Source organism: Mesorhizobium sp. M1396 (assembly GCF_040317725.1).
Taxonomy (GTDB): Bacteria; Pseudomonadota; Alphaproteobacteria; order Rhizobiales; family Rhizobiaceae; genus Mesorhizobium.
The window spans coordinates 135,464-148,116 of the sequence record NZ_JAMYLA010000011.1; the positions used below are offsets into that span (position 1 = coordinate 135,464).

Sequence of the window (12,653 nt, forward strand, 5' to 3'; positions counted from 1 at the left end):
CCGGCCGCCGGGAGATCAGGCGCGATGGGACTGGTCATCGCCGCCTTCTTCCCCCGTTGCTTCCTCGCTTGTCATCGCCACGATCCGGCGCGCGGCATCCTCGACGCTGATCTGCCAGCTCATCGCCAGCGAGCGCAGCCGCGCATAGGCGCGCTCGTCATCCGTGCCTTTCGACAGTGCGGCCACCGCGCGTACGATGGTCTGACGCTCGGCGACACGCTGGCGAAGCGAAGCGATCTCGCTGGCCAGGTGTTTGCGCGCCTCGAAGCTCTGCCTCGCGATCAGCAGCGCGCTGTAAACGCCGGCATTGCCGACGGGCTTCAGCAGTTGCGCATCGGCCTTGTGCGACAGCGCCCATTCGATGCGGCCCGGCGCCTCCGAACCGATCAGCGCCACCAGCGGCATCGGCGCTTCGCCCGGCTTCCACGGGAATTGCTCGTCAAAGCCGAGATCGGCGTCGAAGAAGACGAAATCGGCCGCCAACGCCTCGGGCGGCAGTTCGGGCCAGCAGTCCAGCGTGATCAGGCCGATGGCCGACAATTGCCGGGTGATGGCCTGCACCGTCGGATGCGGGCGATGCAGGATGAAGGCCCTGGCGCCACCGAGATTGGGGATGCGCGGCGTCCTCGTCACGACACCACCCTCAGGCGCGGACGGCCGAACGTTTTGGCGGGGTCGTAGCGCGACAGATAAGGGTCCGGCGCGACCTCGTCCTCGCGGCTGACGACCTCGAAGAAGCCATCCGCGATGCGCCCGATGATCACGGGCAGCGTGGCGTGCTGGGAGTGGGCGTCGATGGCGATCGGCCCTAGCCGGGTGGAGAAGCGCCGTTCGGCGAAGGCTTTGGAGAATTCCGCCGGGCCGGCATCGGGATCGCTGGAGAGCACGTCGGCCATCACTTGCACGGAGGCATAGGCCGAGGCCTCGAAGGACGAGGCGAATGCGGCCGGGCGTGGCGCGAAATACGGCCCAACCGACAAATGCCCATTGCCTGATACACCGATCGCCGGCAGCTCGCCCTCGGTGAGGTTGCAGGAGATGACCGGGCAGGCTTCCGGGCTGAAGGCTAGATCCTCAGCCGCGAGGTCGCGATAGGCCGCCAGGAAGGCGTAAGACGACGTGCCGATCAAATTGTTGAGGACGAAGTTCGGCCGCGTGGCGCGGATCTCCGCGATCAGGCGCGACACGTCGGTCTCGCCGATGCGCAGATAGCGCTCGCCCAGGACCTTGCCGCCGGCATCGGCGATCAGGTCGCGCGCGACGCGGTTCATCTCCCAGCCCCAGATATAGTTCGAGCCGAGCAGGAAGCCGTTGGCGCCGAAGCGCGGCACGACATGCGCCATCAACGGCACCAGATGCTGGTTGGGGCAGGCGTGCATGTAGACGACATGCTCGTTGGCCTCGAAGCCCTCGTAGGGGCAGGCGTACCAGAGCATGCCGCCCGCCTTCTCCAGCACGGGAATCGTCTCCTTGCGGCTCCAGGAGGTGACGCAGCCGACGACATGGCGCGCGCTGCTGGTCTTGAAGATGTCCTCGCAAAGCGTCGCGTAGCGATCGGCATTGCTTTGCGGATCGCGCTCGACCGGCACCAGCTCGATGCCTGAGCTCCGGTCGGCGTTGATGTCGGCGATCGCGCGCATGGCGCCCATGCGGCACGCATCGGACACGAGCTGATAGCTCCCCGAGCGGGAATAGAGGATGCCGATCTCGATGCGCCGTTTCAAACAGATCCCCTAGAAATGACAATGCCCCGCAGCCAGCGCCGGAGGGCGAGGCATACGAGGCATATTTGCCGCCCGGCGATCAGAGCCGGTATTTTTCCGATGGCTAACCTATTCGGTAGGGGCGGTCAGTCAAGCCCCCAACGATATCCGCGTGCGACACCCACTGCCTGCCATCGCTGTCTCATTGCCGCCAGCTATCTGGCCGCCGGCCTCTGACTGTGTTGGCGGGCATAGGCCAAGCAGGCGTCCACCGTGCTGACACAAAGCGCGTCGCGGCTGTTCGGCAGATTGTTGTCGCCGGCGTAGGCAACTTCGGCAACGCGGCCGTCGACCATGCGAATTTGCGTGTCGCAATAGCCGCCTGGAGCGACATTGACGGAGCCGCCGACCACCGGGATCGCGCCTACCGCCAGGGTTGGGACGACAATGCTGAGATTGCCGCGCTGAACGACGCGCTTATAGGTCCAGATCTGGCCCGATCGGCCAGCGTCAGCGGTGGCGGTCGGAAACCCCGCGCACATCCGGACGTCGGCTTCGCTGAGGCCGACCATCTCCTTGCGAGCCGCCGCCACCGTGGGGTCAACCTTGGCGACGCGCGACGTATCGTCGGGAATGACACAGGAGGATTGCATGCCGACGAACAGAACAGGAAGGGCAAGCTTTCGAATACAGGAAAATGTCATACCGATTGTGGGATTTGCGTGGCGCCCGCCGCTCCTTTTACCTAGGCAAACAGTCGCTTGGATCAACCCGTGCGGCTTCACGAAAAAGTGGCCACGGGCGGCGAGCGCATCGTCGGCGACCGACACGACGATGGCGTCGGCGCCCGGCCCGATCGAGAAGCCATGCACGATCGTACTCGGCAACGAAGCTGACGGCGGGCGCGGAAAAGTCCCAGGACCGGTCTTCAATGCGGTAGGTGCCGGAGCCGCCGGTCCAATAGGTGATCTGGCCCATCTGCGGATGTTTGTGCGCCGCGACCTGGCCAAGATGAACGTTTGCGCGGGCATTTCTGGCAACCAACGCCATAGTTAACGCGTTAAGGGAGGATCCAAGATGCGATCGGAAGATTTCCGTGCCGACAAGGGGTGTTCCTGTCCAACCGGCGCTTCTGCGTCAACGTGCTGACGCATGACCACATGCTCTATGTCGATCGCAACTATACACAGCCGACGCGGCTTGGCAGCTTTGGCGGGTGAGTTTTCGCTGGTAGCGCTACACGAACATTCGAAGTTGGCCGAAGCCTCCCCCCAACTTCGTCATCCTACGGTCTGCGCCGCGTCGCTTCGCTCCTTGCTCCGCCATAGGATGACGAAGCGATTGATGTTTCCGCCAATCTTCAAGGCATGCGGCCTGTAACGCAGGCGACCAGTCAAACTTCCGCGCGGAGGTGCTGAACTGTCTCAGCTCTCGCCGTCGATCAGGCTTTCCAGGAGATCGAGCAGTTGCTCAAGCTTGTCGTGGCCAAAACGCTGTTCGATGTCGTCATAGATGACGCGCCGCTCGGGCGACAGGGCGTCGATCAAGGCGGAGCCGGCCGGGGCGATGGTCAGCACGACGCGGCGGCCGTCGACTTCCGCCTTGTTGCGGGTGATGAATTTCCGCCCCTCGAGCGCCTTGATGATGCGCGTCAGGCTGGGCGGCAGCACCGAGGCGCGATCGGCAAGCTCCGTCGCCTCGACCGGGCCGGCTTCGCTCAACACACGCAGCACGCGCCATTGCTGTTCGGTCACGTCATGCGCCGCGAGCATCGGGCGAAACCGCGCCATCACCGCTTCACGGGCGTGAAGGAGCGCCATCGGCAGGGAACGACGGGTGTTTTCAGGCAGCAAGAAAAACAGTCTCCCCACGCTGGCTTGCGATCGAAAACAGGCCTTCCCTCAGCCAAGGCCCGTTCCTGCCATCCCGTATCGTTGCGCCAAACCCGATGCAAGACTTGACTTCGTGGATGCCGCATGTAATTAACGCGTTAACTACAACAAAGCAATAACCCTGGGAACGAAGCGCCGTGCCTCACTTCTCCATCGAGTATTCGGCCAATCTCGATGCCAAGGTCGATGTGGCGCTGAGCCTTCTCCGAATCTGATCTCCTCTCGAGGGTACAGGATCGCACCAGACCCACCGCGGCCTGTCAGGCGGCGTCTTTTGCTCACGCTCTTCAAATTTTTGAGAGAATATTCCCGGCTTTGGCGAGAACGGCGAAACGCGTTCTTTGATATAATCCATAGAATTTCTGAGGATGTGACCAAGGCTAGGCAATCCGGCCGGCTGCCATGACTTCACAACCGCAGAGATCAATCATGCCCGACTTCAAAAACACTTTGCCATCTTCCCTTTGGTCAACCGTCAACCGGCGCAGCGGCCTTGCCCTGCTGTTCGCATCGGCCGTCGCGGTCGGCAGCCTGATGGCGCCCAGCGTGTCGTTCGCCGAAGACAAGAAGGCGATCAAGGTCGGTATCATCAGCGGCGAGGACGAGGATGTCTGGCGGGTCGTCGTCGCCCAGGCGGCCGAAAAGGGACTCACCATCGAGACCGTGGTGTTCAACGACTACACCCAGCCCAACGAGGCGCTGGAGCGCGGCGAAATCGACGCCAACGCCTTCCAGCACCAGCCTTATCTCGACAACCAGATCAAGACGCAGGGCTATCACATCGTCCGTGTCGGCTACACCGGCGTCTGGCCGATCGGCCTCTACTCGAAGAAATACACCAAGGTCGCCGAGCTGCCCGAGGGCGCGGTCATCGGCGTGCCGAACGACCCCTCCAATGAAGGCCGGGCGCTGCGCGTCCTGCAGAATGAAGGCGTGATCAAGCTGAAGGCCGGGACCGGCATCTTGGCCACCACGGCCGACATCGCCGAAAACGCAAAGAATGTGGTGATCAAGGAACTCGATGCCGGCATCGTCGGACGCTCGGTGGAGGATCTCGATGCCGCCGTGGTCAACACCGACTGGGCGCTGAAAAGCGGGCTGACGCCGGAAAACCGCATCGCGCAGGAGCCCATTGCCGACAATCCGTACCGCAACTTCATCGCGGTAAAAGCCGGCAACGAGAACGAGGCCTGGGTGAAGACGCTGGTGGCTTCGTACCAGAACGAGGCGGTGAAAGCCGAGTTCGACAAGGTCTACAAGGGCACCGGCCTCAGCGCCTATTGAGGACATACAGGCGCTAAAGCGTCTGCTTTGACTGCAAGGCGGTCCGCGCCACGCGCGGGCCGCACTCGTATTTTCAGGATCCGCCCATGAACCAGCACTTTACCTCGACCGCCGAGACCACGGAGCAGGCCAGCGCAACACAGCAAGATGTCGTGCGCCTTGTCGAGCTTAAGCGCCACTTCGGCGTCACGGCAGCGCTTGACGGCGTGTCGCTGACCGTGCGCAAGGGCGAGGTCCTCGGCATCATCGGCCGCAGCGGCGCCGGCAAGTCGACGCTGATCCGCTGCCTGAACGGGCTGGAGCGGCCCGATTCCGGCGAAGTGTTCATCGAAGGCCGAGAGATCGGCCGGCTCGGCGAGCGCGACCTGCAGCCGCTGCGCCGGCGCATCGGCATGATCTTCCAGCATTTCAACCTTTTGTCGGCCAAGACCGTCGAGGACAATGTGGCGCTGCCGCTCAAGATCGAAGGCCGCCCGAGGGCCGAGCGGCTGGCACGCGCGGCCGAGCTGCTCGATCTCGTCGGTCTGTCGGAGAAGGCAAAAGCCTATCCGGCATCGCTGTCGGGCGGCCAGAAGCAGCGCGTCGGCATCGCCAGGGCGCTTGCCGCACGCCCGGCGCTGTTGCTGTCGGACGAAGCGACCTCGGCGCTCGACCCGGAGACGACGCGCTCCATTCTCGCGCTGCTCAAGGACATCAACCGGCGGCTTGGCCTGACCATCCTGCTGGTCACCCATGAGATGGAAGTGATCCGCTCGATCGCCGACCGGGTGGCGGTGATCGATGCCGGGCGCATCGTCGAGCAAGGGCCGGTGTGGTCGGTGTTCGCCGATCCGCGCTCCGACATCACAAAAAGCCTGCTCGGCGCCATCCGGCCGCAGCTGCCAGCCGAGCTGACAGCCCGGCTGCTGCCGGCGGCCGGCGCCGAGACGATCCTGCGCGTCGACGTGGCCGGCGAGGCGGCAAACGGCCCGCTGCTGTCCGACCTTGCCGTTGCTGTTCCGGGCGCCTTCCGCCTTATCCATGGCGGCATCGACCATATCCAGCAGCAGCCTGTCGGGACGCTGTTCCTTTCGGTCCCCGGCAGCGATGCAGATCATCTCGCTGAAATCATCACATTCCTGAAGGCTCGCCAGGCGCGGGTGGAGGTGCTTGGCCATGTCGCCAATCCTGTTTGAACTTCTGCTGCGTTCCATCTGGGAGACGGTGCTTATGACGGCCGCCTCCGGCTTCATCTCACTGGTGTTCGGCCTGCCGCTCGGGCTCGCATTGATCGCCACCGAACGCGGCGGCATTGCCGAGAGCCTATGGGTGAACCGGGCGCTCGGCGCCGTCATCAACGGCTTCCGCTCGGTGCCTTTCATCATCCTTCTGGTGGCGCTGATCCCGGTGACGCGACTGATCGTCGGCACCTCGATCGGCACCTGGGCGGCGATCGTGCCGCTGTCGATCGCCGCCACGCCCTACTATGCGCGCATCGCCGAAGTGTCGCTGCGCGAGGTCGACCACGGCTTGATCGAGGCGGCGCGGGCCATGGGCGGTAACCGCTGGACGATTATCCGCGAGGTGCTGGTGCCCGAAGCCCTGCCCGGCATCGTCGCCGGCTTCACGGTCACGCTGGTGACGCTGATCGGCGCCTCCGCCATGGCCGGCGCCATCGGCGCCGGCGGCCTCGGCGACCTCGCCATCCGCTACGGCTACCAGCGCTTTGAGACCAGCGTCATGATCGCCGTGGTCATCGTGCTGATCATCCTGGTCTGCGGCATTCAATGGGTGGGGGATCGCCTGGTGGCGAGGCTGGATCGGAGATAATGGTCAGCCGGCTGAACATTCGGTTCGGCCGAGGCCTTCTCCGGAGCAATCTTACCGTTGGCGCCGCCCCTCACTGTCCTGCCGGACGTAAAACGGGAGAGAGGAGCTGGCCGTAACGCCGACATTCTTCCTGTAACGCTGGTAACTGGCGAAATCGTCAACGACAGCGCCCCTCTCCCCGTCACTATACGGGGAGAGGATGCCGGCAGGCAGGTGAGGGGCAGCGCCGAGGCTGGTCACTATGATGCTGTGGGACTAGCCGCGCTAAGCTCGCAACCTAACGCCCTCCGGATCGAAGAACGGTATCGGCGCCACCACTGCGCGGGTCGGCCTGCCCTCGATGTCGATGCTGAGCTCCGTGCCAATGGCCGTGAACGGCAGCCGCAGATGCGCGGTGGCCAGCACCTTGCCGAGAGAATAACCGTGGTCGCTGTAGGTGACCATACCGGCATCCTCGCGGCGATCGCGGCGCGGCGAACGGACCAAGCCGTTGCAATGGCGGTGCGTCAGCCGGCGCGCTGCTTGTCCGTCGCTTTCCGGTCAATCGCGAGCTCGCCCGAGAGGACCACGCCAAATTTTTCGCTGGCTTCCGCAGGCGTGTAGTACCCCAGCGCCACATCGCGCAGCACCAGATCGGCATTCCGCTCACGCGGATCGCCATAGCCACCGCCGCCCGGCGTACCGACCCTGACCCGATCTCCAGCCTTCAGCGCGATGTCCTGCTCCTTGGACAGGTGCGGCGGCACATGTTCCTCGCCGTCGCGGAAGACGGTCACCGTGTTGACCGCGCCATCCTTGCCGCCGAGCGCGCCTTGCGGGCCGAAACGGCCGTGATCCATGACGAAGGAGGCGCGGGCATCGCCGCGCAGGATCTCGACCTCATAGGCGAGGCCGAAGCCGCCGCGATGCTTGCCGGCGCCACCGGAGCCTTCGCGCAAGGCATAGTGGCGGTAGAGCACAGGAAAAGCCTGTTCCATGATCTCGACCGGCGGCGATTTGGAAATGCCGATGGTCGAGCAGCCATTGGTCAGGCCGTCATGGCTTGAATTGCCGCCATAGCCGCCGCCGGAGATCTGGTACATGACGTAGTCGCGGCCGCGCGCCGGATCGTTGCCGCCGAGCGCGAAGTTGCCGCTGGAGCCGGCGGGAGCCGCCGTCACCTTGTCCGGCAGCGCCTGCACCATCGCCGCGAACACCGCCTCGGCGATGCGCTGCGACACCTCGGCCGCGCAGCCCGATACGGGACGCGGGTATTTGGCGTCGAGGAAAGTGCCTTCCGGTCGCTTGACGATCAGCGGCTCGAAAGCGCCGGCGCTGATCGGCACGTCGGGGAAAATGTGGCGCATGGCCAGATAGACCGAGGACAGGGTCGTCGCCAGCACGCTGTTCATCGGCCCGGCGCACGGCTTTGACGAGCCGGCGAAATCGAAGGTCAGCGTGTCGCCCTGTTTCTCGACGGCGAGCGCGATGGTCAGCGGCTCGTTGACCACCCCGTCGGAGTCGACAAAGGCCTCGGAACGGTAGGTGCCGTCGGGGATTGCCGCTATGTTGGCGCGCATCTGCTCGGCGGCGCGGCGGCGCAGTTCGGCGATCGCCTCGACGACAGTTTCGTCTCCGTAACGATCCAGGATTCCGTTGAGCCGATCCTGCCCGATCAGCAGTGCAGCCGCCTGGGCCCTGATGTCGCCGATGCGCTGGTCGGCGACACGGATGTTGGAACAGATGATGGCGTAGATCTCTGGATCGAGCACGCCCTTCTTGAACAGCTTCACCGGCGGCAACCTCAGGCCTTCCTGCTCGACCGCCGTTGCCGAGGCTGAAAACCCGCCCGGCACCGAGCCGCCAATGTCGGGCCAGTGGCCGGTGTTGGACAGCCAGCAGAAGATTTTGCCGTCGCGATAGACCGGCATGGCGAAGCGCACATCCATCAGATGGGTGCCGCCGAGATAGGGGTCGTTGACGATGTAGATATCGCCCGGCTCGGGAGGCAGGCAGCGGCCATCGGCGATCATCTCGATCACCGTCCTAGTCGAATACTGCATGACGCCGACGAACACCGGCAGGCCCTGGCTACCTTGCGCGATCAGCGAACCGTCGACGGCCGAATAGATGCCGTCGGAACGGTCGTTGGCCTCGGCGATGACAGGCGAGAAGGCGGCGCGCGAAAAGGTCAGGTCCATCTCGTCGCAGACCTGCTGCAGCGCCGCCTGGAGGACCGAAAGGGTGATGGCGTCGAGCTTTGCCATATCAGGCCTCGCCAATGTCGATGATGATGTTGCCGTCGGCGTCGCAGCGTGCGCGGTCGCCGGGTTCGAGCACGGTGGTGGCGTCCATCTGTTCGAGGATCGCCGGCCCTTCGATGACCGCGTCGAGCGGCAGCTTTTCCCTGCTATAGACCGGTGTGTCGTGCCAGCGCCCAGCGTACCAGACCGGCCGGATTTCTCGTCGCGCCTCGTCGAGCGTTGTTGCGCGCCCGGCCGGATCGATCAGCCGCGACAGATCGATCGCCGGACGCACGCCCGTGACCGAGGTGTTGAGGTTGACGAGATTGGCGCGGATTTCCGGCAATTCGACCTTGAAGCGGGCGAAATAAGCCTTTTCGAAAAGCTGCTGCAGCGCCGCCCGCGTCACTGACGACGACGGCAATGGCACGTTGATGATGTGGGTCTGGCCGACGAACTGCATATCGGCGGAGTGCGTGACGCGGATCGTCTCCGGCTTCACCGCTTCCTTGCCGATCAGCTCCTCGCCTTCGTTTCGGTGCCGTTCCAATACCACGTGAAGCCGGGTTTCATCGAGTACAGCCACTGGTTGGTTGACGGTGTTGACGAAGTCGTGACGCAGATCGGCGACGACGCAACCGAGCGCGTTGGTGATGCCGGGTCGTGCCGGCACCAGCACCTTGGGCAGGCCGAGCTCACGCGCCAGGGCGGTGGCGTGCAGCGGGCCGGCACCGCCAAAGGCGAACAGCGCGAAATCGCGCGGATCGTGGCCGCGCGACACCGAGACCATGCGGATGGCGCCGGCCATCTTCATGTTACCCAGCCGCAGCACCGCACCCGCCGCCTCGACGCCGGACAGGCCAGTCGCCTTGCCGATCTTGTCCTCGAATATGCCCGTGACGCGCCCGACGGTGACCGGGTTTTCGACCGCCAGCAGCTTCTTGGGCGCCAGCCGGCCGAGCACCAGATTGGCGTCGGTGATGGTCGGCTCGAGACCGCCGCGTCCGTAACAAATCGGGCCAGGATTGGCGCCGGCACTTTCCGGACCGATCTGGATCAGGCCGGCCGCATCGACACGGGCGATCGAGCCGCCGCCGGCGCCGACCGTATGCACCGCCACCATCGGCACGTGGATCGGCATCGCATATTCGATCTCGATCTCGTTCGAGACAGCCGGCTCGGCGTTGCGGATCAGCGCCACGTCGGTGGAGGTGCCGCCCATGTCGTAGGTGACGAGGTTTTCGAAGCCGGCGCGCTTTCCGGTATAGGCGGCGGCGATGACGCCCGAGGCCGGACCGGACATCACCGTCTTGGCCGATTCACGTGTGACGAAGCGGGCCGAGATCATGCCGCCATTGCCGTTCATGATCAGGAAATCGCGGGCATAGCCCTTTGCAGCCAATTCCTTGCGCAGCCGCTCGACATAACGCTCGAGGATCGGCTGCACCGAGGCGTTGACTGAGGCGGTGACGCCGCGCTCGAATTCGCGCGCTTCCGACAGCAGCGCGTGACCCGCCGTGATGTAGCCGTTCGGCCAGAATTCGGCGGCGATTTCGGCGGCGCGCCGCTCATGCGCCGGGTTGGCGTAGGAATGCAGGAAATGGATGACGAGGGATTCGCAGCCGGCCGCGATCAGCGTCTTCACCGCCTCGCGCATTTCCGCCTCGTCGAGCGGCGTGCGGATCACCCCCGACGCCTCGACGCGCTCCGACACTTCGAGCCGCAGATTGCGCGGAATGATCGGCACGAAGCTGCCGGTCATGCCATAGGCCTGCGGCCGTGTCCGTCGGCCAAGCTCGATCACGTCGCGAAAGCCGCGCGTGGTGATCATGCCGGTTTTCGCCAGCCGGCGTTCGAGCACCGCATTGGTGGTGGTTGTCGTGCCATGCACGATCAGGTCGATGCCGTCGATCGGAAATCCGGTGGCGCCGAGTGCCGAAACGACGCCGAACGCCTGGTTGTCGACCGTGGTCGGGGTCTTGGCGATATGCACCCTGCCGCCGTCGCGTCCGTCGATCAGGAGCAGGTCGGTGAAGGTACCGCCGACATCGATACCGGCAACGACATTTCCCAGGGAATCATGTGCTTGCGCCGAAAAATTCTCTTCCATCGTCGAAACCCGAAATGCGCGGACTACGGATATGCGTCAGTTTGGAAAGCTGTTTTAAGGGAGCATCTTGACGCAAATATCGTTTGTATACTAATAAATTCGGGACACAAGAGCTTGCCGCTTTGGAGTGTGCGAACAGCACGCCGGGACCTGAAGGGTTCGGGCGCGCAGGTGAAAGTTTGGCGCCCGCGTCCACAGTTGGGCCAGAAGGTTGGATTTGATGAACACCACATCCGCTCTCAACACCGTCGGCGCCCGCCCGCTGCAATTCCCGATTCCGGCAAATGTCTACGCCGAAACCGTCGTCTCGGTGAAGCACTACACCGACCGGCTGTTCTCGTTCCGGATCACCCGTCCGCGGTCGTTGCGCTTCCGCTCCGGCGAGTTCGTCATGATCGGCCTGCCCAATGCCGAGAAGCCGGTGTACCGCGCCTATTCGGTGGCAAGCCCGGCCTGGGACGAAGAGCTGGAATTCTTCTCGATCAAGGTGCCGGACGGCCCGCTGACCTCGGAACTGCAGAAGATCCAGGTCGGTGATACGATCATCATGCGGCAGAAATCGACCGGCACTTTGGTGGTCGACGCGCTGACCCCGGCCAAGCGGCTGTTCATGATCTCGACCGGCACCGGCATCGCGCCCTTCGCCAGCCTGCTGCGTGACCCCGACACCTATGAGAAGTTCGAGCAGGTGATCCTGACCCACACCTGCCGCGACAATGCCGAACTGACCTATGGCCAGGAGCTGGTCGCGGCGCTGGAAAGCGACCCGCTGATCGGCGAACTGACCGGCGGCCGCGTCACGCTCTACAATTCGACGACCCGCGAAGACTCGGCCTGCATGGGCCGCATCACCGCGCTGATCGGCTCCGGCAAGTTCTATACCGATCTCGGCATCGACAAGCTCGATCCGGAAACCGACCGCATCATGATCTGCGGCTCGATGCACATGCTGAAGGATGTCAAGGAACTGGCCGAAAGCCTCGGCTTCGTCGAAGGCTCGCTGAATCATCCGGCGACGTTCGTGGTCGAACGCGCCTTCGTCGGCTGAGCAGCACCCAGCATTTCAATTCTGCGTTTTGACCACGTGGTCAAAAATTGGCTGCTTTCGCCACCTTTTTCGGTTATGACCGCCTGAAGGACTCGTGAAGTACGACTTCACGGGCTATCTTCGTGCGTGTCGCCCAAAAGTGTCGAGCGGTTTTGGGAAAACGATACGCACCAAGACATAAGCACACGTCGCTGAATGAAGGGGCAGGAGATGAGCAGCACAATCCGCGAAGCCGATCTCGGCACCAAGGTGACGCCGCTGCCCGCGCGTGCCGCCGCCAACACAGCCGTTCCGCACGACCATCGCATCGCGCGCAATCCCGGCATGAAGCTCGACCTCGGCTTCATGGAATCGGTGCGCAGCGTCAATCGCTCGGCGCTGGAGCGGCGCGTCGCCAGCCTGACCAAGCGGCGCTCGATCAAGGCCGACAACCAGGCGGCCTGGCTGCTGCGCGCCGTCGCCTGCATGGATCTGACGACGCTGAATTCCAATGACACCGAGGAGCGCGTGCGCCGGCTCTGCGCCAAGGCGATCAACCCGTTCCGCCGCGACATCGTCGAGGGTCTCGGCATTGCTGGTGACCCG

Annotated in this window: 10 protein-coding genes and 2 pseudogenes; 5 read left to right on the forward strand and 7 right to left on the reverse strand. The window is 64.1% G+C overall.

All coding sequences use genetic code 11. The annotated features are described in order from the left end of the window. Positions 1–15: 15 nt before the first annotated feature. The 4 genes and pseudogenes from NKH02_RS09740 to hpaR form a co-directional block, all read right to left on the reverse strand. Positions 16–633, reverse strand: coding sequence for an ANTAR domain-containing response regulator (locus NKH02_RS09740; RefSeq protein WP_352870246.1), 618 nt, complete (start codon positions 631–633; stop codon positions 16–18). Further along, on the reverse strand, positions 630–1,724 hold the full coding sequence (locus NKH02_RS09745; RefSeq protein WP_352878237.1) for a transporter substrate-binding protein: 1,095 nt from the start codon (positions 1,722–1,724) through the stop codon (positions 630–632). Before NKH02_RS09745 ends, NKH02_RS09740 begins: the two co-directional genes overlap by 4 nt. Positions 1,725–2,503: 779 nt before the next feature. Further along, positions 2,504–2,732, reverse strand: a pseudogene (locus NKH02_RS09750) (cupin domain-containing protein); the annotation flags it as partial. A gap of 395 nt (positions 2,733–3,127) precedes the next feature. Then, complete coding sequence (gene hpaR, locus NKH02_RS09755; protein ID WP_352878277.1) at positions 3,128–3,523, reverse strand: homoprotocatechuate degradation operon regulator HpaR; 396 nt, start codon at positions 3,521–3,523, stop codon at positions 3,128–3,130. Between the two features lie 501 nt (positions 3,524–4,024). On the opposite strand from hpaR, the gene NKH02_RS09760 reads away from it, so the two are divergent. The 3 genes from NKH02_RS09760 (at position 4,025) to NKH02_RS09770 (ending at position 6,688) form a co-directional block, all read left to right on the forward strand. After that, positions 4,025–4,879: a MetQ/NlpA family lipoprotein gene (locus NKH02_RS09760; protein ID WP_352878240.1), complete on the forward strand. Its 855-nt coding sequence runs from the start codon at positions 4,025–4,027 to the stop codon at positions 4,877–4,879. Positions 4,880–4,965: 86 nt separating this feature from the next. Next, entirely contained in the window at positions 4,966–6,054 is a 1,089-nt protein-coding gene (locus tag NKH02_RS09765; RefSeq protein WP_352878243.1) for a methionine ABC transporter ATP-binding protein, read from the forward strand. Then, a complete protein-coding gene (locus tag NKH02_RS09770; RefSeq protein WP_352878245.1) occupies positions 6,035–6,688 on the forward strand; it encodes a methionine ABC transporter permease in 654 nt (217 codons plus the stop codon). The genes NKH02_RS09765 and NKH02_RS09770 overlap by 20 nt, the downstream gene beginning before the upstream one ends. Before the next feature lie 264 nt (positions 6,689–6,952). Here the strand turns inward: NKH02_RS09770 and NKH02_RS09775 are convergent, their stop codons facing one another. The 3 genes from NKH02_RS09775 to NKH02_RS09785 are packed head-to-tail and all read right to left on the reverse strand — an operon-like array spanning position 6,953 to position 11,020. Then, a complete protein-coding gene (locus NKH02_RS09775; RefSeq protein ID WP_352878248.1) occupies positions 6,953–7,174 on the reverse strand; it encodes a glycine cleavage T C-terminal barrel domain-containing protein in 222 nt (73 codons plus the stop codon). Positions 7,175–7,194: 20 nt separating this feature from the next. Further along, complete coding sequence (locus NKH02_RS09780) at positions 7,195–8,934, reverse strand: hydantoinase B/oxoprolinase family protein (RefSeq protein ID WP_352878251.1); 1,740 nt, start codon at positions 8,932–8,934, stop codon at positions 7,195–7,197. Between the two features lies 1 nt (position 8,935). Further along, on the reverse strand, positions 8,936–11,020 hold the full coding sequence (locus NKH02_RS09785; protein WP_352878254.1) for a hydantoinase/oxoprolinase family protein: 2,085 nt from the start codon (positions 11,018–11,020) through the stop codon (positions 8,936–8,938). A gap of 220 nt (positions 11,021–11,240) precedes the next feature. Here NKH02_RS09785 and NKH02_RS09790 point away from each other — a divergent pair, with 220 nt between their 5' ends. Together NKH02_RS09790 and NKH02_RS09795 are read left to right on the forward strand one after the other, a co-directional pair. Next, on the forward strand, positions 11,241–12,068 hold the full coding sequence (locus NKH02_RS09790; protein ID WP_352878257.1) for a ferredoxin--NADP reductase: 828 nt from the start codon (positions 11,241–11,243) through the stop codon (positions 12,066–12,068). A gap of 210 nt (positions 12,069–12,278) precedes the next feature. Beyond that, positions 12,279–12,653: pseudogene (locus NKH02_RS09795) on the forward strand (deoxyribose-phosphate aldolase); the annotation flags it as partial.

What these genes read in the sequence shown, in the direction of transcription:
- hpaR (WP_352878277.1), bottom strand. Translation starts at nt 3,523, where the DNA reads ATGGCGCTCCTTCACGCCCGTGAAGCGGTGATGGCGCGGTTTCGCCCG.
- NKH02_RS09760 (WP_352878240.1), top strand. Translation starts at nt 4,025, where the DNA reads ATGCCCGACTTCAAAAACACTTTGCCATCTTCCCTTTGGTCAACCGTC.
- NKH02_RS09765 (WP_352878243.1), top strand. Translation starts at nt 4,966, where the DNA reads ATGAACCAGCACTTTACCTCGACCGCCGAGACCACGGAGCAGGCCAGC.
- NKH02_RS09770 (WP_352878245.1), top strand. Translation starts at nt 6,035, where the DNA reads ATGTCGCCAATCCTGTTTGAACTTCTGCTGCGTTCCATCTGGGAGACG.
- NKH02_RS09780 (WP_352878251.1), bottom strand. Translation starts at nt 8,934, where the DNA reads ATGGCAAAGCTCGACGCCATCACCCTTTCGGTCCTCCAGGCGGCGCTG.
- NKH02_RS09785 (WP_352878254.1), bottom strand. Translation starts at nt 11,020, where the DNA reads ATGGAAGAGAATTTTTCGGCGCAAGCACATGATTCCCTGGGAAATGTC.
- NKH02_RS09790 (WP_352878257.1), top strand. Translation starts at nt 11,241, where the DNA reads ATGAACACCACATCCGCTCTCAACACCGTCGGCGCCCGCCCGCTGCAA.